Origin of the sequence: Bradyrhizobium diazoefficiens USDA 110 (genome assembly GCF_000011365.1) — a bacterium.
Classification (GTDB): Bacteria; Pseudomonadota; Alphaproteobacteria; order Rhizobiales; family Xanthobacteraceae; genus Bradyrhizobium; species Bradyrhizobium diazoefficiens.
This window is the reverse complement of the sequence record NC_004463.1, coordinates 1,128,350-1,148,782: the sequence shown is the minus strand read 5'-3', so window position 1 is coordinate 1,148,782 and position 20,433 is coordinate 1,128,350. Positions and strand designations below refer to the sequence as shown.

Below are 20,433 nucleotides of genomic sequence, written 5' to 3'. Positions count from 1 at the left end.
ATTTAGCCCTCCAACCTGACGCGCGGATCGATTACGCCGTACAAAATGTCGATCACGAGATTGAGCAGCACGTACATGACCGCCATGGTCAGCACGAAACCCTGCACCGGCGCGAAGTCCGACGAGATCAGCGCTTCCACCGCATAGGATCCGATGCCGGGCCAGGCGAACACTTTTTCCACCAGCACGTTCGCACCGAGCAGGAACGAGAACACCATGCTGAGCGTGGTGATCACGGGCAGCATCGCGTTGCGGAAGGCGTAGGTGACGATGACGGTCGCCGGCGACAGGCCGCTGGCGCGCGCAGTGCGGACGAATTCGGAGGCGAGCACCGCCAGCATCGAGGCGCGGGTCATGCGCGCGATCGGTGCCAGCGAGAAGATCGCAAGCGTGGTGGCCGGCAAAATAAGCTGGCTCAGCGCCGAGCGGAACGCCTCGAGGTCGCGCGCGATCAGGGTGTCGATCAGATAGAAACCGGTCACCGTCGGCGGCGCGCTGTAGAACACGTCGAGACGGCCGAGCGGCGCGGGCGACCAGCCGAGCCGGAAATAGAAAACGTAGACGAGAACGAGCCCGGTGAAGAACACCGGCAGCGAGACGCCGGCCGTCGTCGTGACGCGACAGAGGTGATCGACCCATGATCCCGGCCGCGTCGCCGCCAGCACACCGAGCGGAATGGCGATGACGATCGAGACGATGAGGCCGAGCAGCGTCAGCTCGGCCGACGCCGGCAGGCGGTTGCGGATCTCGGCGGCGACCGGCTGGCCTGTGGTGAGCGAGTTGCCGAAATCGCCATGGGCGAGGTCGTTGGTGTAGCGGAAGAACTGCTCGATCAGCGGCCGGTCGAGGCCGAGCTTCTTCCGGATCTGCTCGACGGCCTCTTTCGTCGCGGCGGGACCGGCGAAATACGCGGCGGGATCACCAGGCAGCGCGCGCGTCAGCAGGAAGGTGACGATGACGACGCCGATCAGCGAGGGTATCGCGAACATCAGGCGCTTGCCGATCATGGTCAGCATGGGAGTGCTCTCCTTCTGCCTAGCCATTGGAAGCAAATTCGAACGACCTGCTCAGCTGCGTTCCCTCCCCCCTTGTGGGGGAGGGCTAGGAAGGGGGGTGGCTCCGGGAGGGGTCGGAGTTCGTGGCTACCCCCCTCCCTGCCCTCGAGAGCGAGCTTCGCTCGCCTCGGACCCCACAAGGGGAGAGGGAATGAGATGACAGTGCCCACCTCACTCCAGTGGAAGAGACCAACACATGCCGATGCGTCGCCGACCATCAGCATGACACCTCACCCCTTTGCCATCGCGCGGTAGTCCAGGCGGCGATGGAACCAGTATTGGTAGCCGCTGATGTTCTTCTGCATCGCGACGTTGACGAAGGGCTGGTACAGCGGGATGCGCGGGATGTCGCTGTAGGCGAGATCGACGAAACCCTTCACGTCGGTGTCGTAGGTCGCGGTGTCGCCACTCGCGGCCGCGACGCGCGCGCCGTCGATCAGCTTGTCCATCTCCGCCGACTTGTAGCTCATGGTGTTGAAGACGGAATTGTTGCCGTGATAGCACCAATAGAAGAAGTACTCGGGGTAATCGAGCCAACCCGAGAACACGTTGGTGAAGAGCGGCATCTCCTTCTTGTTCAATTCGGTGCGCCAGTTGGCGCCGGGCACCTTGTTGATGGTGGTCTTGATGCCGAGCTGGGCGAGCGATTCCTGCACCAGCACGCAGAGCGGCTCGTTGACGCCGGCGAAATTGAGGTCGAACGAGATCGTGGTCTCGAAACCGTTGGCGTAGCCGGCCTCCGTCAGCAGCGCCTTCGCCTTCTCCATGTCGGTGTTGTATTTGTGCTGCTGCGGCCAGGCGACCTCGGTCGGCTTGTCCTTGGCGGCGCCGAACATGGGATTGCCGAGCCCGAACAGCACCGCGTCCATGATCTTCTGGTAGGGCAGCGCATAGGCGATCGCCTGCCGCACCTTGACGTTGTCGAACGGCGGCTTGGTGACGTTCATGCCGATATACTGGATGCCGTTGGAGAACGGCAGCGACACCACGTTGAGCTTGCCGCTCGCCTTCATCTCCTGGAAATCCTTGAACGGCAGCTCGTAGGAGATGTCGGCGTCGCCGCGCTCCAGCAGCGCACGGCGATTGCCCGCCTGCGGCACCATGCGCCAGATCACGCGCTTGATCTTCGGCAAGGGCCCGCCGACCCAATCCTCGTTGCGCTCCATGATCACTTCGGTGCCGGCGGTCCACTTCGTCACCTTGTAGGCGCCGGAGCCCGCGGTCTGCTGCTTGGTGAATTCGAGACCCCAGGGATCCTTCTCGCTGGCGTTCTTCTTCACCAGCTCGGAGTTGACGATGCAGGGCACGATCACCGCGAGATCGGGAATCGTCAGCTTGTCCTTTTTCAGGAAATCGACGCGCACGGTGTAGTCGTCGATCACGACGAACTGCTCGGGCTTGGTCAGCGAGCCCGCGCTCATCTGGAAGGTCGGGAAGCCGCCGACGCTGACGGCACGGTCCAACGACCACTTCACGTCCTTGGCGGTGACCGGCGCGCCATCGTGGAATTTGGCGTTCTTCTTCAGCTTGAAGGTGACCGACATGTCGTCGATCTTCATGTCCTCGGCGAGCTCGCCCTTGAACTTGTCGCGATCGTAATAGGGCACGCCGCCGGGGCCGCTCTTCATCTCGTGGCTGATCAGCCGGTCGTAGCAATTCCAGGACACCTCATAGCCGGGCACGTTGGTGCCGACGCCATGGATGTCGAGATTGTTGGGGCCGCCCTCCGAGACGATCAGCAGCGTCTCCGAGCGAGCGTCGGCCTTGGCCGAGGAGATCACCGACGGCATGGCCGGAAGCGCCGCGCCTGCGGCCAATCCGGAAACGGACTTGAGGAAATCGCGGCGCTTCATGAAATCGCTCCAACGCAAAAGTTTCTGGTTGGAACTGGATTCGCAAGGTTCGTGCCAGAGCTTAACGAGACGTTAGCCTCGCGCTAATCAACTGATATCACTTGATCTTTTTGATTTTTGCCTGATTTTCCGGAGAGCGGCGCACTTCCTTCTTGCATACAAAGACGGAGAATTGCTCAAAATTTCATCGATAAAGCGTGAGAGCCCATTCGGGAGGCGACGGCAGGACTCATCGCGCAGATAGCGCGGCGCCCGTGCTGAAGCCACCAGGCCCGGCCGTCATTCCGGGGCGATGCGCAGCATCGAGCCCGGAATCCATCGGGCCACAGAATGCGTGGGAAAATGGATTCCGGGCTCGCCGCTTCGCGGCGCCCCGGAATGACGGAGAGCGGTGGGGCCGGAGCACTCACTCCGCCCAGATCAGGTCCTGCAGCTCGACGAGATCCTTCGCCTTGTCCTGCCAGCCCTCGATGCAGATGTGGCTGTTGAGATCGCTGGCGTGGTGCAGCAGCATCAGGGCCATCAGGCGCCGCTTGAGCGCATAGTCCAGCTTCGCATAGCCAAACCCTTCGAGCAGGCTGCGCACCCTCCCCGGCCGGCCCGCCGCCATGAAGGCGCCGGGGCCGAGCAGGTCGTAGTCGCGCCATCCCGCCCGCACGTCGCCGAAGTCGAACAGGCCGGCGAGCGACCATTGCCCGTCATGGCAGGCGAGCAGAAAGTTCTCCGGAATGTATTCGCCGGTCAGGAGCACCGGCGGCGCGTCCATCGGAACGAGGCGGGCCGCATCGCGCAGGAGATCGTCGAGGCCTCCAAGGAATTTGGGCGCAAGGCCGAGACGCTGGTGCCTGGCGCGGCACCCCTGCATCTGGGCGCGCATGAACTCGTCCCAGCGCGGCTCTATTGCTGCGAGAGGGCCAAGCGGCGCGCGCTGCACGGCCGCGATGGTCTCGCCGATCTGGCGCAGCAGGCGCTCCTTCTGCTGTTCCGGCAGAGACGGCCAGACCTCCGAGCCGAGCGTGCCGGCAAGACGCGTGATGACGAGATAGGGCCAGCCGTCGCGCATCCCTTCCGCGACGACCTGCGGAATTGGCAAGGAAAGACGTGCCGCAAGCTGCGTCAGCGAACCGCGCTCGGAGACGAATTGCGCGTGGAGCAGCGGCGGGAAGATCTTCAGGATCAGGCGCTCACCGAGGCCGACCACGAGATTGGTACCTGTTACAAACACCTGCGGCGCGCCGACGTCGAGGCCGTGGCTGCGCGCGATGTCGAGCGCGATCGGCAGCCATCGGGACTGGTCGGCGCGCAAGGCACGGTAGGCCTCGAGGCTCGTCGACGCGGACATGCCCCAAGCACCGACTGAATCCGGCGGCAGCGACTCCTCCATCACAGCGCCCGGCTCCGTCCGGTGTTATTCCAGGACATCCTTGACGCTGTTCTTGATGGTCGAGGGGACCGCATGCTCGGGGACTTCGATGGTCTGCGCACCGCGCGTGATCCGGTAACTGAACGCGTCGGCCTGACCTGGATGCGCGGGCGCGACCTTCTTCGGATCGGCAAACAGCTGCTCCACCGTCTTCTGATCGGCGGCGGACAGATCCGACAATGCCACTTCACCGCGGCTCTTGAGGTGAGGGCCGCCGAAGCCGGCGAACCCTCCGACGCGCTCGATCTTCAAGCGATCCACGCTTCCTTCCTTCCGTATCGCACGTTTTAGAGCCCGACCTTCTTCCATCCGGTATCGACGGCGGCGAGGACTGCGGCATCGCCAGGATACAACGTGTGGGCACCCTGCCGGGTCCGCGCCGCGAATGCCTTCATCGTCATGTTCGGCGCCGGCCCGAAACCAGTGAGCGAATGATACCACACCTGCCCGATCCTGGCCCAACTGTATCCGCCAAGCGTCGTGCAGGCGGTGTAGAAGGCGAGGTTCGGCGGCCCGCTCGCGTAATGCGGGTCCATGCCGGGCGTCACTTGCGAATATTTGGTCGGCTGCGGCGCCAGGCAGTGCTTGGCGGCGGGATCGGCCATGTCGCGCAGGCAGGCGAACCCCTTCTTCTTGGCCGCCGGCCCCATGATGTCGCGCCCGATCAGCCAGTCAGCCTTCTTGACGTCCTGCTTGGCCTCCCACTGCCGGAACATCGAGCCGAAGCAGTCGGAGATGCTCTCGTTCAGGCCGCCGGCATCGCCGCTATAGGCGAGCTGGAGGCTATGCTGGGTCACGCCATGGGTCAGTTCGTGGCCGATGACGTCGTTGCCGCGGGTGAAGTCGACGAAGATGCTGCCGTCGCCGTCGCCATAGACCATCTGCGAGCCGTTCCACATCGCGTTGTTGTACTTCTCGCCGAAATGAACCGACGACATCATGGTCATGCCGTGATCGTCGATCGAATTCCGGTTGAAGACCTGCTGGTAGAACCTGGCCACCTTGGTGGTCTGGTTGAAGGTGCGCTTGACGGAGCCGTCCGAGGACGTCTTCGGCTTCGGCACGGGCGTGCCGGGCAGCGTCTGCGTGTGCTTGCAGTCGTAGACCGTGACCGTCGGCGCCGCGGCCAGCGTGACCAGACCTGCGGCGCGCGCCGCCACGACGCTGGTCAATTTCGCCGTCTGCGTCCGCAATTCGCGCAGTTCGTGACTGACCTGGACGGTGTCGACCATCTGCTTGCGAAGCACGGCGGACAGCTTCTTGTCCTGGGAAAGTCTGGTCAGAACGTCGTTCGGGATGATGCAACATGAGCAAGGCATAAGCGATCTCCATCACAACTTTTCCGAAAAAATGATAGATGAAACAACCTGAAGATTATCGCTGCGCGCCCGCGGCACAAGTGATGTGGCTCACACGGGCGTCATTGTTTCGAGAGCGTGGATTTGCGGCCCGCCCGCGGATCCGTGCATCGCTTCAAATTTCGTGATGTGGAGTCGCGTGCGCGCGCTGCGGGCCGAGCAGCGCCTATCGCTCCGGGCTGGCGCGCTCGAACTGGCGCAGCAGCTTGTTGCCGCGCTCGACGGCGGAATCCAGCGCTCCCTGCGCGCTCTTCTGGCCGGCAAAGGCCTGCTCCAGCTCGTCCTCGATCGCGCCGCGGATCAGCACGAAGGAGCCGAGCCGGATGCCCTTCGAGTTCGACGTCGGCGGATGCAGCGTGATCTCCTCGAACGAGATCGCCGAGCCCGGATTGCGCTCGTAGAAGCCTTGCGCGCGCGTCAGCTCGTAGGCGGCGCGGGTGATCGGCAGATATCCGGTGTTCTGGTGCCAGGCCGCCTGCACGCCGGGCTGCGACAGATAGGCGAAGAACCGCGCAACGCCCTTGTATTCCGCGCGCGGCCGATCACGCAGCACCCACAGCGTGGCGCCGCCGATGATCGAGTTCTGCGGCGCGTCCTTCACCTCGGGCCAGTACGGCATCATGCCGTAGCCGATCTCGAATTTCGAGTTCGCGTTGATGTCGGCGCGCGTCGCCGAGGAGCCGATGAAGATGCCGCATTCGCCGTTCTGGAAGCGCGGCTCGGCCGACTGGCCGCGGCCGCCATAGTCGAACAGCCTGGTCTTCTGCCACTCAGCCAGCTGGGCGACGTGCTTGACGACGACCGAATTGTTGATGGTCAGCTCGGCATCGAGCCCGGCAAAGCCGTTGGTGCGAGTCGCGAGCGGCAGGTTGTGGAAGGCGGAGAGATTCTCGATGTGGATCCAGGACGGCCAGGACGTGGTGAAGCCGCAAGGAGCGCCGCGGTCGCGCAGACGCTTTGCGATCGCGCCAAGCTCCGGCCATGTCTTCGGCGGCGCCTCCGGATCGAGGCCGGCGTCACGGAACATGGTCTTGTTGTAGTAGAGGATCGGCGTCGACGAATTGAACGGGAACGACAACAGATTGCCGGCCGCATCGGTGTAGTAGCCGGAGACGGCGGGAAGGTAGTCGTTGAGCGAGAACGGCTCGCCCTGGTCCCGCATCAGGCTGAACACCGGATAGATCGCGCCCTTGGCCGCGGTCATGGTGGCGGTGGCGACCTCGTTGACCTGGACGATCGCGGGCTGGCTGCGCGAGCGGAAGGCGAAGATCGCCGCCGTCACCGTCTCGGTATAGTTGCCCTTGTAAGCAGGCACGATCCGGTAATCGGACTGCGAGGCGTTGAAGTCGGCGACGAGCTTTTCCAGCTGCCGGCCGAGCTCACCCGACATGGCGTGCCACCACGCGATGTCGGTGGCGGCGTTGGCCTGCGCGGTGAACGTGAAGGCCGCGGCGGTGGCAACGACCTGCAAACAGCGCAATGCTGAAATCACGATGGCTCTTTCCATGTCGCGCGGCAAAAGGCGACCCCGTCCTGCTTACGGCGCGGCATTTCCAGTTTCAACCGGGAATGAGGGCCGGCCGCGCCGCACAATCACCCCGCGGGCCGCGGCGGGATGGCCTTCCCTTAACCATCTGCTAGATTGCATTGAACCTTTTGGTCTCGCCATAGACTCCACCACTGAGGGGTTGAGTGTGCCAGTGTTGAACCGTGCCGAACTCTCACGGACCGGGGTGATTTTCATCGCGCTTTTGTTCGCCATTTGCGCGACGAGCGCCGTTGCGCGTGAATTTCGCGCCGCCGACACCCAGACCGAGGATTACCCGACCGTCCAGGCGCTGCGCTACATGGGCGCGCTGATCGCCGAGCGCACCGGCGGCCGGCACGAGATCAAGGTTTTTCATTCCCGCCAGCTCGGCGAGGAGAAGGAGACCATCGAGCAGACCCGGGCCGGCGCGATCGACCTCAACCGGACCAATGTGGCGCTGATCGGCAATTTCGTCCCGGCGATGAACGTGCTCGCCATGCCGTTCCTGTTCCGGTCCATCGAGCACATGCAGAAGGTGCTGGACGGGCCGATCGGCAGCGAGATCCTTGGCAGCTTCGAGCCCTACGGTTTCGTCGGGCTCGCCTTCTACGATTCCGGGGCCCGCTCGATCTACAACGGCGCCCGCCCCGTCAAAAGCATCGCAGACCTCCGGGGCCTGCGGATCCGGGTGCAGCAATCGGAGTTGATGAGCGAGATGATGCGCTCGCTCGGCGCCGAGCCGATCGAGATGCCCTATGGGCAGGTGCTCGCCGGGCTTGCCAATCATCTGATCGACGGCGCCGAGAACAACTGGCCATCTTTCGTGACGACGGACCATTACAAACATGCCGGCTACCTCGCGCTCACCGAGCACACGATGAGCCCCGAAGTGCTGGTGATCTCGCTCAAGGCCTGGAGCAGCCTGTCGGCGGACGACCAGACCATCTTCCGGGAGGCCGCGCAGCGCTCCAGCCGCTTCATGCGCGAGAAGTGGCGCGACCTCGAGGAGCAGTCGCAGCGCAAGGCGGAGGAAGCCGGCGTCACCATCGTCAGGGATATCGATCGCAAGCCGTTCGAGGGCGCGATGGCGGCGATCTACGCCAAGGCCGGGCGCGATCCCGCCGCGGCCGCACTGATCGAACGCATTCGCAAGGTGGAGTGAGCCTCGTTGCCCGCGTCTGGACACAGCGAGCACGCAGACAGGCAGCCCGGGCCGCTCGGGCGGCTGCGCGCGCGCCTCGTCGGCGCGCTCCGGGCGGTGCCGATCCGCTGGCGCATCCTGTCGATCGCGGCGCTGAACTCCGCCGTGGTGGTGGTGCTGGTGGCGCTGATCTGGAACGGCTCGCAGGTGCTGGGCTCGGCCTGGGACGACGTGCGCCAGGTGCGCGAGTCCGACCGGATCCTGGCGCTGCTCGAAAGCGAGACCGGGCGGCTGCACAATCTGATCCACCGCTACATCAACCAGCCGAGCCCGGATCTGTTCGCCGAGATCCTGCTGCTGCGCGAGGCGGTGCTGGGGACCCTGGCCAACCGCGCCGCCAAGGACCCGATGCTGTCGGGCTCGGTCGAGGAGCTGGAGCGCACCACCGACCGCTTCCTCAACGGCTTCGGCGAGCTGCGCAGCGTCCAGGCCACCATCGCCAAGACCTATGAGGACCAGGTGCAGGGCCCGGCCAGGGACATGGCGGGCCTGTATTCCATCATCGAAGGCGCCACCGGCCATCGCGACGCGCTGATCTGGCCCTCGCTCGGCAAGTCGCGCGAGGCCTTCACCGCGATGCTGGTCGCGGCCAACTCCTACTATCTGTCGCAGTCGTCAGGCGCGGCCGACGACGCGCGCCACAACACCGAGACGATCGAGAAGACCATCCCCGTGATGATCGACCTCGCCGACAACGACCTCCAGCGCATGGCGCTGCAACGGCTCGCGACCCGCACCGTGGCGCTGCGCGAGGGCTTTGCAAAACTCTCCGAGCAGCTGATGAGCCGCACCGAGCTGCTGCGCAACACCATCGACGCCAGCCAGGCCGAGGCGATCGGCGCCATCGACGACCTCTCCACCAAGATGCGCCAGCGCGAGCAGAAGGCGCAGGAGACGTTCGACCGCACGCTGGCGGATATTTCACGGCGCGTGCTGTCGATCGCGGTGATCTTCCTCGGCATCATCCTCACCGCCGGCGTGCTGATCGCGCTGTCGATCCGCCTGCCGCTGCAGCAGATCATGGCGGCGATGCGCGCGATCACGCTCGGCGACCTCGACCGCGAGGTGCAGGGCACCAAGGCACGCGACGAGGTCGGGGCCATGGCCCGCGCGGTGGAGGTGTTCCGCGAGAACGCGATCGCCAAGCGTGAGACCGAGGACGAGCTGCGCGCGTCCAAGGAGAAGGCCGAGAGCGCGCTGCTCGAGCTCAACACCGCGCAGCAGAACCTGATCGACGCCGAGCGGCTCGCGGCGCTCGGCGGCCTCGTCGCCGGCGTCGCGCACGAGGTCAACAACCCGATCGGCATCAGCCTCACCGTTGCGTCGAGCTTTGCCCGGCGCAGCGATATCTTCGAGGCGCAGCTCAAGGGCGAGGGCGGCCTGCGCCGCTCGCAGCTCGAGGAGTTCGTGCAGGCCTCGCGCGATGCCTCGCAGCAGCTGGTCGCCAACCTCCAGCGCGCCGGCGAATTGATCCAGTCGTTCAAGCAGGTCGCGGTCGACCGCTCCCATGCCGAGCGGCGGCAGTTCAGCTTGAGCGAAGCCACCGACCAGATCATCGCCAGCCTGCGCCCGGTGCTGAAGCGCTCGCCGATCACGCTCCAGGTCGACGTACCCGAGGGCCTGCTGCTCGACGGCTACCCCGGCTCCTACGGCCAGATCCTGACCAACCTCTTCCTCAACGCCGCCAACCACGCCTTCGCCGACGGGCGCGCCGGCACGATCACGATCTCGGCGCGGCCGCGCGGGGCCGACGACATCGAGATCATCTTCACCGATGACGGGGCCGGCATGACCCCGGACGTGCAGCGCCAGGCCTTTGACCCATTCTTTACCACCCGGCGCAATGAAGGTGGTACGGGACTTGGCCTCCATATCGTCTATAACCTCGTCACCCAGCAGCTCGGCGGGCGGATGATGCTGGAATCCAAGCTGGGACAAGGCACTACTTTTCGCATTATCATGCCCCGGGTCGCCAAGGGCGGCGCGCAAAGCACAGAGATTGACGGGACTTCTCAATGGCCGAACAGGACGATGTCCTCCACCTGATCGACGACACCGGCACCGCGTCGGAGGATACGGACGCCCGGAAATGGAAGATCGCCGTCATCGACGACGATCCGGCCGTGCATGACGGCACCCGTTTCGCGCTGTCCGATTACAGCCTCAACGGCCAGGGCCTGGAGATCCTCTCCGCCTATTCCGCGGCCGAAGGCCGCAAGCTGATGGCCGCGCACAACGACATCGCCGCGGTGCTGCTCGACGTCATCATGGAGACCGACGTCGCCGGCCTCGAGCTGGTCGAGTTCATCCGCAACGAGATCCGCAACGAGACCGTGCGCATCATCCTGCGCACCGGCCAGCCCGGCCAGGCGCCCGAGCGGCGCGTGATCGTGCAGTACGACATCAACGACTACAAGGCCAAGACCGAGCTCACCGCCGACAAGCTGTTCACCTCGCTGACCGCGGCGCTGCGCTCCTATCAGCAGCTCGAGCGCATGGTGCAGACGCGGCGCGGGCTCGAGATCATCATCGACGCGGCCTCGACGCTGTACGACTTCAAGTCGATGCAGCGGCTCGCCGAGGGCGTGCTGACCCAGCTCGCCTCGCTGCTCAATGTCGATTGCGCCGGAATACTGGTCCTGCGCGACAATGGCGGCGTCGACCCCGAGCTCTCGGTGCTCGCCGGCAGCGGCTGCTACAGCCGCTTCATCGGCACCACGACGTCGAAGGCGCTCGACCCCGACCTGCGCGAGATGGTCGAGGCCGCCTTCCAGCGCCGCAAGAACGAATTCGCCGACCACCGCAGCGTGATCTACTTGCGCACCGGAAGCGGCCGCGAGGTGGTCGTGCTGCTGCAGGCCGAGCGCGAGCTGTCCGAGACCGACCGCTCGCTGGTCGAGATCTTCTCCAGCCGGCTCTCGATCGCCTTCGACAACGTCATCCTCTATCAGCAGCTCCAGGACGCCAACACGCAGCTGGAAGACCGCGTCGCCCAGCGCACCCGCGCCCTGATGCAGGCCAACCGCCGCCTCTCGGCGCAGTGGCTGCGGCTGCAGCGCGCCAACGGCTTCAAGAACGAGATCCTGGGCACCGTTGCGCACGATCTGAAGAATCCGCTCGGCGTCATCCTCGGCCGCACCGAGATGCTGAAGGAGCTGATCTCGACCGGCGCCTCGTCCAGCGGCGTGGTCGCCCAGGTCGATCACATCCGCGACGCCACCAAGCGCCTGACCACGATGGTCGATCACCTGATCTCGGACGCGATGGCCGATGCCTTCGACATCACCATCCGCCGCGAGCCGGTCGACGTCGCCGCCCTGGTCAAGGAGGTCGCCGACGCCAACCAGCCGCTCGCCGTCAACAAGCAGCAGGCGATCAGCGTCGCCGCGCCGTCCAACATCGTCACCATGTGCGACACCGACCGCATCCGGGAGGCGATCGACAACCTCATCAGCAACGCCATCAAGTACTCACCGATCGGCGGCAAGATCAGCGTGGCCGTCGCCCATGAGGGCAGCGAGACCATCGTCCGCGTCAGCGACGAGGGCGCCGGCCTGTCGCCGGAGGATCTCGGCCGCCTGTTCGGCCGGTTCCAGCGGCTGTCGGCAAAACCGACCGCCGGCGAGAGCTCGACGGGGCTTGGGCTTTCCATCGTCAAGCGTATTATCGACATGCATGGCGGAGAGGTGACCGCCGACAGCGACGGCCCCGGCAGGGGCTCGACCTTCACCATCACCCTCCCCGCGACCGAACTGCCGTGATCTCAAGACCATGACCCAAAGCCAGCACATCATGATCGTCGACGACGAGGCCCCGGCCCGGGAGATGGTCGGCGATTACCTCAAGATGCACGGCTTCACCGTGACGCTGTGCGACGGCGGCAAGTCGTTGCGCGCCGCGATCGACGGCGGCATGCCCGATCTCGTCGTGCTCGACCTCAACATGCCCGAGGAAGACGGGCTGTCGATCATCCGCGACCTCAAGAGCCGCATCAACGTGCCTGTCATCATGCTCACGGCGACCGCGAGCCCGATCGACCGCGTCGTCGGGCTTGAGCTTGGCGCCGACGACTACGTGGCAAAGCCCTGCGAGCTGCGCGAGCTGATGGCGCGCATCCGCTCGGTGCTGCGCAGAAGCGGGCCGGCCAAGGCCGCGGCGCCGGAGGCTGCGGCGGCGAAATCGGACAAGGATCAGCTGGTCCGCTTCGGCACCAAATGGCTCGACCTCGAAGCCCAGGCGCTGCGCGACGACGAGGGCAACGAGCATCCGCTGACCGCATCCGAGTTCGGGCTGCTCAAGGTGTTCGCGGCCAATCCGAAGCGCGTGCTGTCGCGCGAACGTCTGCTCGAACTGGCCAATGCGCGCGACGCCGAAGCCTTCGACCGCGCCGTGGACCTGCGCATCATGCGCATCCGCCGCAAGATCGAGCCCGACCCGGCAAAACCCGCCGTGATCCGCACCATCCGCGGCGGCGGCTATCTGTTCTCGCCGGCTGGCGAGAAGACGTAGGGGCGCCAGGCAAATACAGCTGTCGTCCCGGACAAGCGCCAGCGCAGATCCGGGACCCATAGCCACGAAATTGGGTTTGGCGAAGACTCGGAGTTACCAGCTTCGCGCCACAACGCCTCCCTGTGATTATGGGTCCCGGATCGGCGCGCGCTTTTGGCGCGCTTGTCCGGGACGACGGCGGAGTGCGGGGCGCGACTGAACGCAAACCCCGAAAATTCGTTCCCGGCGCCTCCGCTCGCTGCCAAATCCCCACCCCCGTATTTTCCGTACATTGAAATTCCACGCTTTTTTGCCCCGAATGTTTCGTCGCGCCCTGTCCGACGAAACAATTTGGCGGCGCACGAAACCATTTTCCGCTTTTCGCGCAGACGTCCCGAAACGGTGGCTGATTAACACTTTGGTCCAAGGAAACGCCGCTCGGTTGCGGCGCTACGGGGAGCCAAGTCTATGCCGAACGTCATCGCCATCAACGCCCAGGCCAGCCAGAGCATCATCGCCGCTCAGGCGACTTCGGACGATATGCTTCTGGAAAGCATTGCCGACGGCAACCGGACGTCGATGCACATCCTCTATTGCCGGCACAATGTGCGGGTTTACCGCTTCATCCTGCGTATCGTGCGTGATGCCACCACCGCGGAAGACCTTGTCAGCCAGGTGTTCCTCGACGTGTGGCGGACCGCCGGCCAGTTCCAGGGCCGCTCGCAGGTCTCGACCTGGCTGCTGTCGATCGCCCGCTTCAAGGCGCTGACCGCGATGCGCCAGCGCCGCTTCGAGGACATCGACCAGGAAGACGTGCGCCAGATCCCTGACGACACCGACACCCCCGAGACCTCGCTCGACCGCAGCGACACCAGCGCCATCCTGCGCGCCTGCGTGCAGAAACTGTCGCCCGCGCATCGCGAGATCATCACCCTCGTCTACTACCACGAGAAGTCCGTGGAGGAGGTCGGTCGGATCATCGGCATCCCCCAGAGCACGGTGAAGACGCGGATGTTCTATGCCCGCAAGCAATTGGCGGATTTGCTTAAGGGCTGCGGCGTCGACCGCTTCGCTGCCTGAAAGCTCATGATTTCAAAGGGATAGGACCTGACCAGCGGCCCTATTCCCGGACACGGAAGTGTTACCGCGGACGAAACAATTGAAACAAACCACAACATCAGGCGGAAAAACTTCCCTCCTATAAAGCTCACATACGGTTTTGCTTAAACCTCCCAAGACTTCCAACGACCCGGACGGGATGCCCCCCTCCGGGTCGTTTTGTGTTTGGGCCTGAGGTGGCCACCACGAGCCCCGCCTCTCCCGCTTGCGGGAGAGGCCGACGTGCCCGGGCGATGCGAAGCATCGTCCCGCGCGCGGCGGGTGAGGGCTCTCTCCTCTCGGGGAGTGTCCCGTTGCGGAGACACCCTCTCCCCAATCCTCCCCCGCGAGCGGGGAGGGAGCGCACCGTCACCCTGATGGGCACCCCGTCACGAAGCCGTGACGCCACGTAACGACTGCCCCTCCCATCCCGAACTGCCCTCGTGACCTCCCTCGCGAGTGGCCCATGCTCGACCTGATCTTCGCCGTCCTTGCCGGCGTCCTCACCATCGCTGCGCCGTGCACGCTGCCGATGCTGCCGATCCTGCTTGGCGCTTCGATCGGACGCGCGGGGCATCTGCGGCCGGCGATGATCGCGCTCGGATTCGTCATCTCGTTCTCGGCGACAGCGCTGCTGCTCGGCGCGATCACCCGGCTGTTCGACTTCGATCCGAACGTGCTGCGCGAAGCGGCGTCCATCCTGCTGCTCGGCTTCGGCCTGTTGATGCTGTGGCCGGCGCCGTTCGAATGGCTGTCGATCCGACTCAATGGCTGGCTCGATCTTGGTGCTGCGAGCGCCGCGCAGCGCGAGGGCGCGCTTGGCGGGCTCATCCTCGGCACCACGCTGGGCCTGGTCTGGACGCCCTGCGCAGGGCCCGTGCTCGGCTCGATCCTGACGCTGGTGGCGACGACGAAGAATGCGACCTGGGCCGGCACGCTGCTGGTCGCCTACGCCATCGGCGCGGCGATCCCGATGCTCGCGATCGCCTATGGCGGACAGGCCGCGACGACGCGCGTGCGCAGCCTCGCGCGCATTTCGCCACGCCTGCAGCAGGGCTTTGGCGTCGTCGTGATCGGCTTCGCGGTCGCCGCCTACTTCCAATACGACACGCTGATCGTGGCGTGGCTCACCGGCTTCTATCCCACCGGCCAGATCGGCCTGTGATTGCTTCGCATCTCAACGGAGGACGCTTCCATGACCTTGAAACTGCTCGCCGTATCCGCAGCCCTGATCGGCATGGCCGTGACCGGCGCCGTGATCCCCGGCATCTGCGACGAGGCCGCACGCGCTGCGCCTGTCGTCAGCGCGGCCGCAAGCCAGCAGACCGCGCCCGACTTCACCGGTATCAACACCTGGTTCAACTCGAAGCCGCTGAGCATCGCCGATCTCCGCGGCAAGGTCGTGCTGGTCGATTTCTGGACCTATGGCTGCGTCAACTGCGTCAACACGCTGCCGCACGTCACCGACCTCTATGCAAAATACAAGGACAAGGGCCTGGTCGTGGTCGGCGTGCACACGCCGGAATTCCCGTTCGAGCGCTCTGCCTCCAATGTGCAGGCCGCCCTGAAGCGTCACGGCATCACCTATCCGGTGGCGCAGGATAACGATTCGAAGACCTGGAACGCCTACAGCAACCAGTATTGGCCGGCGCAATACATCATCGACCAGACCGGCAAGATCGTGTTCCAGCATGCCGGTGAAGGCCGCTACGACGAGATCGACCGGACGGTGGCGAGGCTGCTGAACACCAGCAGCTGACGCGGCACGGACATCGCGCGGCTGGTTTCACCTGACGGCCTTGTTGCTTGACTCCACGGACCCGTCCGTGGAGTTTCGCAACCGACGCAATCAGCCGCCCGCAATGGACGACGCGACCACCAGCAACGACATCCGCCTTCGTGAAGGCTCATCGATCGCGCAGCGGCTGGTCGTGGCCGGCTCTGCGGCGGCCGTTGCGCTCTGCTTCACGCCCGGCCTGTTCACGCACGACACGCTGGAAATCATCATCTCGGTGGTCGCGCTGCTGGTGGGAGCGGGATTTGTCGTCGGCATCATGATGGCGCCGGCGGTGGTGTGGATCATCACACCCGACGAGATCCTGATCGGGCATCAGCGTCCCTTCGGAAAACTCCAGACGCGGATCGTTCCGAAGGACGACATCACGGGGTTGCAAGTTCCCGGCAGCAAGCGGGTGAAGGCCCGCTTTCAGCTGGTCTTCACGCTTGTCTCGGGCGAGCGCCTGACGTCGCCGCCGATCTCGGATGTCACGCATGTGCGCGACACCGTGGCACGGATCGCCACGCAATTCGACGTTCCCCACGTCGAGGAGCCGGTCAATCCGCTCGATGCCAGCAATTCCGAGATGCATCTCGGCGAGCCGCTCGAGGCGTTTTCCGCACGGGACATAAGGATCGTCGCACTGATCGCCGTCGCCTTGTCCGCCGTGCCCTACGCCTACAAGCTCTGGCGCGGATGGCCGCCGAGCCATGTCGATATCCTGCTGCTGCCGCTCGGCGCGATCGCGGCGTTCGCCGTGTATCGCTACGCCAACCTCGTGACCGGCGCGTTCTGGATCATCCGCGAGGGCGACATCCGCGTCGAACGCCTGTGGGGCGACGGCCAGCCGCGCACCGACCATATCGAGGGGCACGAGGTGAAGACGATCACCGTCGACCGCCGCGGCCGGTCCGAGGACGAGCACTGCATCGTCACGATCCGGTTGCGCTCGGGCCGACGCTTTCGCAGCCCCCGCATCGGCTCGCGGCTCGAGGCCCGCGCCGTGGGAGCCGAAATCGTGCGGCGGCTCGGGATCGCGGCGGAGAATAACAAGATCTGACGGGTCGCCGCCTGGCGAGGTCCCTTTGCCTCTCCCGCTTGCGGGAGAGGCCGACGCGCCCCGGGCGATGCGAAGCATCGTCCCGAGCGCGGCGGGTGAGGGCTCTCGCCACGCAGGGACGTTCTCCGCAATCCCAGGCAATCCCGACGCGGAGACACCCCCACCCCAGCCCTCCCCCGCAAGCGGGGGAGGGAGCGCACCGGCCTCGCGGCCGCCATCTAGGCTTTTCGCGCCATCCCCTGTTTGTGGCATTGCCGTGGGCCCGTCAAAAAAGCAAAGCATTCTCGTGACATACCAGCCGGGCGCGCCATCAACTTGCCATGAACATGCCCCTGAGATTTGATGGCTTTGAATGATTTGCGCTGTGGCAGCGGGGAGAGCTTGAAATGACGGATTTTCGTCGCCTGACCGGGATGTTCGTGGCCACGATCGGCCTGATCCTGTCTGCACCACAGGCCATCGCGCAGCAGCCCGACCGCGGCGACGAGCCGGGTCTGGTCGCTGACGACGCCTACCAGCTCGAGCCGGAATGGCAGAAGCAGGTGGTCTACTTCCGCACCACCGAGACGCCGGGCACCATCATCATCTCCACCGCAGAGCGCCACCTCTATCTGGTGCAGCCGGGCGGGCGCGCGATCCGCTACGGCATCGGCGTCGGCCGCGACGGCTTCCAGTGGCAGGGGCTGGTGAACATCACCAACAAGAAGGAATGGCCGGACTGGACGCCGCCGCCCGAGATGATCCAGCGCCAGCCCTATCTGCCGCGCTTCATGGCCGGCGGCCCCGGCAATCCGCTCGGCGCCCGCGCCATGTATCTCGGCACCACCGTGTACCGCATTCACGGCACCAACCGTCCCGATACGATCGGCACCAAGGTGTCCTCGGGCTGCTTCCGTCTCGTCAACAACGACGTCGCCGATCTCTACGATCGCGTCCCTGTCGGCACCAAGGTGGTCATCCGGCAGAAGCCCGAACTCTAAGTTCCCCGCCTTCGCAACACTTCCTTTTCTTCCCGATTATTTCGAGAGAGAGACATCATGCGCACTTTTCGAGGCGGCCTGCTCATCGGGCTCGCGGTCGCCGTGCTGGTCGGCGTGCTCGCCGTCATCTACGAGTTCTACGACACCCGCACCCTGAAGCGTACGGTTCGCCGCGGCGAAGTGCTGTGCGGCGTCAACAAGGGCCTGCCGGGCTTCTCGATCCCCGACGACAAGGGCAACTGGACCGGCTTCGACGTCGATTTCTGCCGCGCGGTGGCGGCGGCGATCTTCAACGATCCGGCCAAGGCGAAGTTCGTCGCGCTCGACGCCAGCGAGCGCTTCAAGGAATTGCAGAGCCGGAAGGTGGACATCCTCTCGCGCAACTCGACCTGGAGCATGGCGCGTGAGCTCGACTACGACCTCTATTTCCCCGCCGTCGCCTATTACGACGGCGCAGGCTTCATGCTGCCGCGTTCGCGCAACAAGGAAACGTCGCTGGACCTGACCGGCAGCAAGGTCTGCGTGCAGACCGGAACCACGACGGCGCTCAACGTCTCCGACTACTTCCGTGCCAACAACATGAAGTACGAAGAGGTGAAGTTCGACAAGCTGGACGACGTGGTGAAGGCCTACGACACCGGCAAGTGCGATACGCTCTCCGCCGACGTCTCGCAGCTCTACGCGCTGCGGCTGAACCTGTCGAAGCCCGGCGATCACATGATCCTGCCGGACATGATCTCCAAGGAGCCGCTCGCCCCCGTGGTGCGCCAGCGCGACGACGACTGGATGATGATCGTGAAGTGGACGCTCTACGCGATGATCAACGCCGAAGAGCTCGGCGTCTCCTCCGAGAACATCGACGAGGCGCTGAAGTCGAAAAAGCCGGAAGTGATGCGCCTCGTCGGCACGGAAGGCAATTACGGCGAGCAGCTCGGCCTCACCAAGGACTGGGTCGTCCGCATCATCCGCAATGTCGGCAATTACGGCGAGATGTACGAGCGCAATATCGGCGAGAAGTCGAAGCTGAAGATCCCGCGCGGCATGAACCAGCTGTGGAACGCCGGTGGCGTGCAGTACGCGCCGCCGATGCGGTAACGGCGGTTCCTCCGCCGTCATTGCGAGGAGCGCAGCGACGAAGCAATCCAGAATCCCTCTGCGGTGACAGTCTGGATTGCTTCGCTGCGCTCGCAATGACGAGATGAGGCGCGAGCTTTCCACACTCTCAACCGTCATCGCCCGCGAAGGCGGGCGATCCAGTATTCCAGAGCCAGTTGTTGTTGATCGAGACGCCGCGGCGTACTGGGTCGCCCGGTCAAGCCGGGCGACGACACTGATTGTGAGGCGGCGTCCTGCGCCTCACGTCCACCCGCCTCAATACCCCCGCGCCCTTGCCAGCTGCTCGGTGTGGTAGTTCGCATCCCCGAACAGCTCCTCGCACACCCGTGCGCGCTTCATGAAGAAGCCGATGTCGAACTGGTCGGTCATGCCCATGCCGCCATGCATCTGCACGCCTTCCTGGACCGCGCGCGTGGCGGTGGTGCCGGCGCGGGCTTTTGCGACCGCGACGGCTGACGTGGCTTTGGCGACGTCAGCATCCAGCGCCTGGAGCGCCTTCATCACCGCGGCGCGGGTGATCTCGATGTCGACATAGAGCTCGGCGGCGCGGTGCTGCAGCGCCTGGAATTCGCCGATCAGCTTGCCGAACTGCTTGCGGCTCTTCAGGTACTCGACGGTGCGATTGAACACTTCGTCGCTGAGGCCCACCATTTCGGAGGCCACCGCGCCGCGGCCGATGTCGAGCACGCCGTCGAGCAGACCGGCGGCCTGATCGACCTCGCCAAGCACGCTGTCGGCATTGACCTCGACATTGGCAAGCTCGATCCGCGCAGCGTTGTGCGCATCGACCATGATGGTGCGCTCGATCGCGACGCCCTTGGCCTTGGGGTTGACCAGGAACAGCGTCAAGCCGTCGCGCTCGCCGGCTGAGCCCGCGGTGCGCGCCGCGACGATCAGGAGATCGGCGACGTGACCGTCGACGACCAGGGCCTTGGCACCGGAGAGCTTGAAGCCGTTGCCGGCGCGCACGGCCTGGAGGCTGGTCCGGAGCGGGCGATGCTTGGCGCCCTCGTCGATCGCGAGCGTCGCCAGCAGCGAGCCGTTGGAAATCTTCGGCAAATATTCCGACTTCTGCGCGGCATTGCCGCCGCGGTTCAACGCCGAGGCTGCGACCACGCTGGTGGCGAGGAAGGGCGACGGCATCAAGGTGCGGCCGATCTCCTCCATCACGACGCCGGCCTCGACGAAGCCGAGACCGGAGCCGCCGAACTCTTCCGGCACGAGCAGGCCGGCAAAGCCCATCTCGGCGAAGGAATGCCAGAACTCCTTGGAGAAGCCGGTCGGATCCTTGGAGTCGCGCAAGTGGCGCAGGTGCGACACCGGCGCCTTGTCGCTGATCAGCCCGCGCGCAGAGTCACGGAGCATCGATTGTTCTTCGGTGAGGACGAGGGCCATGGCTTCAGTCTCTAGCGTCTTTGTAAATCTGTTGGTGTCATTCCGGGGCGCGTCGAAGACGCGAACCCGGAATCTCGAGGTTCCGGGTTCGGTCCTGCGGA

General features: G+C 65.0%; 17 protein-coding genes. 10 read left to right on the top strand and 7 right to left on the bottom strand.

All coding sequences use genetic code 11. The features are described 5' to 3' along the window. Positions 1 to 2 precede the first annotated feature (2 nt). The 6 genes from BJA_RS05250 to ugpB form a co-directional block, all read right to left on the bottom strand. Complete coding sequence (locus BJA_RS05250) at positions 3 to 1,016, bottom strand: ABC transporter permease (protein WP_011083857.1); 1,014 nt, start codon at positions 1,014 to 1,016, stop codon at positions 3 to 5. Between the two features lie 269 nt (positions 1,017 to 1,285). Further along, positions 1,286 to 2,908, bottom strand: a complete 1,623-nt coding sequence (locus BJA_RS05245) for an ABC transporter substrate-binding protein (RefSeq protein WP_011083856.1) — start codon at positions 2,906 to 2,908, stop codon at positions 1,286 to 1,288. 406 nt (positions 2,909 to 3,314) lie between these two features. Continuing rightward, complete coding sequence (locus BJA_RS05240; RefSeq protein ID WP_038965240.1) at positions 3,315 to 4,250, bottom strand: aminoglycoside phosphotransferase family protein; 936 nt, start codon at positions 4,248 to 4,250, stop codon at positions 3,315 to 3,317. Positions 4,251 to 4,316: 66 nt separating this feature from the next. Further along, positions 4,317 to 4,583 carry a protealysin inhibitor emfourin gene (locus BJA_RS05235; protein WP_028172692.1) on the bottom strand — a complete coding sequence of 89 codons (267 nt, stop codon included), beginning with the start codon at positions 4,581 to 4,583 and terminating at the stop codon, positions 4,317 to 4,319. A 35-nt stretch (positions 4,584 to 4,618) separates the two neighbouring features. Then, positions 4,619 to 5,650, bottom strand: coding sequence for a M4 family metallopeptidase (locus BJA_RS05230; protein ID WP_011083854.1), 1,032 nt, complete (start codon positions 5,648 to 5,650; stop codon positions 4,619 to 4,621). A 205-nt stretch (positions 5,651 to 5,855) separates the two neighbouring features. Then, positions 5,856 to 7,196 carry a sn-glycerol-3-phosphate ABC transporter substrate-binding protein UgpB gene (gene ugpB, locus BJA_RS05225; RefSeq protein WP_011083853.1) on the bottom strand — a complete coding sequence of 447 codons (1,341 nt, stop codon included), beginning with the start codon at positions 7,194 to 7,196 and terminating at the stop codon, positions 5,856 to 5,858. 187 nt (positions 7,197 to 7,383) lie between these two features. Here ugpB and BJA_RS05220 point away from each other — a divergent pair, with 187 nt between their 5' ends. The 10 genes from BJA_RS05220 to BJA_RS05175 all read left to right on the top strand — a co-directional run bounded on the left by BJA_RS05220 (position 7,384) and on the right by BJA_RS05175 (position 18,916). After that, positions 7,384 to 8,379, top strand: a complete 996-nt coding sequence (locus tag BJA_RS05220) for a TRAP transporter substrate-binding protein (protein WP_011083852.1) — start codon at positions 7,384 to 7,386, stop codon at positions 8,377 to 8,379. Between the two features lie 6 nt (positions 8,380 to 8,385). Beyond that, a complete protein-coding gene (locus BJA_RS05215; RefSeq protein WP_028172690.1) occupies positions 8,386 to 10,464 on the top strand; it encodes a sensor histidine kinase in 2,079 nt (692 codons plus the stop codon). Next, positions 10,434 to 12,179 (top strand): ATP-binding response regulator, encoded by a 1,746-nt coding sequence (locus BJA_RS05210; protein ID WP_011083850.1) that lies wholly within the window; start codon positions 10,434 to 10,436, stop codon positions 12,177 to 12,179. Before BJA_RS05215 ends, BJA_RS05210 begins: the two co-directional genes overlap by 31 nt. A gap of 10 nt (positions 12,180 to 12,189) precedes the next feature. Then, positions 12,190 to 12,927, top strand: coding sequence for a response regulator (locus tag BJA_RS05205; RefSeq protein ID WP_011083849.1), 738 nt, complete (start codon positions 12,190 to 12,192; stop codon positions 12,925 to 12,927). Positions 12,928 to 13,374: 447 nt separating this feature from the next. Next, a complete protein-coding gene (locus tag BJA_RS05200; RefSeq protein WP_011083848.1) occupies positions 13,375 to 13,986 on the top strand; it encodes a sigma-70 family RNA polymerase sigma factor in 612 nt (203 codons plus the stop codon). A gap of 484 nt (positions 13,987 to 14,470) precedes the next feature. Beyond that, positions 14,471 to 15,169 carry a cytochrome c biogenesis CcdA family protein gene (locus BJA_RS05195; RefSeq protein ID WP_011083847.1) on the top strand — a complete coding sequence of 233 codons (699 nt, stop codon included), beginning with the start codon at positions 14,471 to 14,473 and terminating at the stop codon, positions 15,167 to 15,169. 30 nt (positions 15,170 to 15,199) lie between these two features. Next, positions 15,200 to 15,763 carry a thioredoxin family protein gene (locus BJA_RS05190; RefSeq protein ID WP_011083846.1) on the top strand — a complete coding sequence of 188 codons (564 nt, stop codon included), beginning with the start codon at positions 15,200 to 15,202 and terminating at the stop codon, positions 15,761 to 15,763. A 103-nt stretch (positions 15,764 to 15,866) separates the two neighbouring features. Further along, on the top strand, positions 15,867 to 16,841 hold the full coding sequence (locus BJA_RS05185; RefSeq protein WP_038965233.1) for a hypothetical protein: 975 nt from the start codon (positions 15,867 to 15,869) through the stop codon (positions 16,839 to 16,841). A gap of 386 nt (positions 16,842 to 17,227) precedes the next feature. After that, positions 17,228 to 17,821, top strand: a complete 594-nt coding sequence (locus BJA_RS05180; RefSeq protein WP_011083844.1) for a L,D-transpeptidase — start codon at positions 17,228 to 17,230, stop codon at positions 17,819 to 17,821. 57 nt (positions 17,822 to 17,878) lie between these two features. Further along, positions 17,879 to 18,916: an amino acid ABC transporter substrate-binding protein gene (locus BJA_RS05175; protein ID WP_011083843.1), complete on the top strand. Its 1,038-nt coding sequence runs from the start codon at positions 17,879 to 17,881 to the stop codon at positions 18,914 to 18,916. A 276-nt stretch (positions 18,917 to 19,192) separates the two neighbouring features. Here BJA_RS05175 and BJA_RS05170 read toward each other — a convergent pair whose 3' ends face one another. Next, complete coding sequence (locus tag BJA_RS05170; protein ID WP_011083842.1) at positions 19,193 to 20,332, bottom strand: acyl-CoA dehydrogenase family protein; 1,140 nt, start codon at positions 20,330 to 20,332, stop codon at positions 19,193 to 19,195. Positions 20,333 to 20,433: the final 101 nt, after the last annotated feature.

Excerpts from the sequence above, each read along its gene's own strand:
- BJA_RS05190 (WP_011083846.1), top strand. The coding sequence starts at position 15,200 with ATGACCTTGAAACTGCTCGCCGTATCCGCAGCCCTGATCGGCATGGCC.
- BJA_RS05240 (WP_038965240.1), bottom strand. The coding sequence starts at position 4,250 with ATGTCCGCGTCGACGAGCCTCGAGGCCTACCGTGCCTTGCGCGCCGAC.
- BJA_RS05170 (WP_011083842.1), bottom strand. The coding sequence starts at position 20,332 with ATGGCCCTCGTCCTCACCGAAGAACAATCGATGCTCCGTGACTCTGCG.
- BJA_RS05200 (WP_011083848.1), top strand. The coding sequence starts at position 13,375 with ATGCCGAACGTCATCGCCATCAACGCCCAGGCCAGCCAGAGCATCATC.
- BJA_RS05245 (WP_011083856.1), bottom strand. The coding sequence starts at position 2,908 with ATGAAGCGCCGCGATTTCCTCAAGTCCGTTTCCGGATTGGCCGCAGGC.
- BJA_RS05175 (WP_011083843.1), top strand. The coding sequence starts at position 17,879 with ATGCGCACTTTTCGAGGCGGCCTGCTCATCGGGCTCGCGGTCGCCGTG.
- BJA_RS05230 (WP_011083854.1), bottom strand. The coding sequence starts at position 5,650 with ATGCCTTGCTCATGTTGCATCATCCCGAACGACGTTCTGACCAGACTT.
- ugpB (WP_011083853.1), bottom strand. The coding sequence starts at position 7,196 with ATGGAAAGAGCCATCGTGATTTCAGCATTGCGCTGTTTGCAGGTCGTT.
- BJA_RS05185 (WP_038965233.1), top strand. The coding sequence starts at position 15,867 with ATGGACGACGCGACCACCAGCAACGACATCCGCCTTCGTGAAGGCTCA.
- BJA_RS05180 (WP_011083844.1), top strand. The coding sequence starts at position 17,228 with ATGACGGATTTTCGTCGCCTGACCGGGATGTTCGTGGCCACGATCGGC.
- BJA_RS05250 (WP_011083857.1), bottom strand. The coding sequence starts at position 1,016 with ATGCTGACCATGATCGGCAAGCGCCTGATGTTCGCGATACCCTCGCTG.
- BJA_RS05205 (WP_011083849.1), top strand. The coding sequence starts at position 12,190 with ATGACCCAAAGCCAGCACATCATGATCGTCGACGACGAGGCCCCGGCC.
- BJA_RS05210 (WP_011083850.1), top strand. The coding sequence starts at position 10,434 with ATGGCCGAACAGGACGATGTCCTCCACCTGATCGACGACACCGGCACC.
- BJA_RS05195 (WP_011083847.1), top strand. The coding sequence starts at position 14,471 with ATGCTCGACCTGATCTTCGCCGTCCTTGCCGGCGTCCTCACCATCGCT.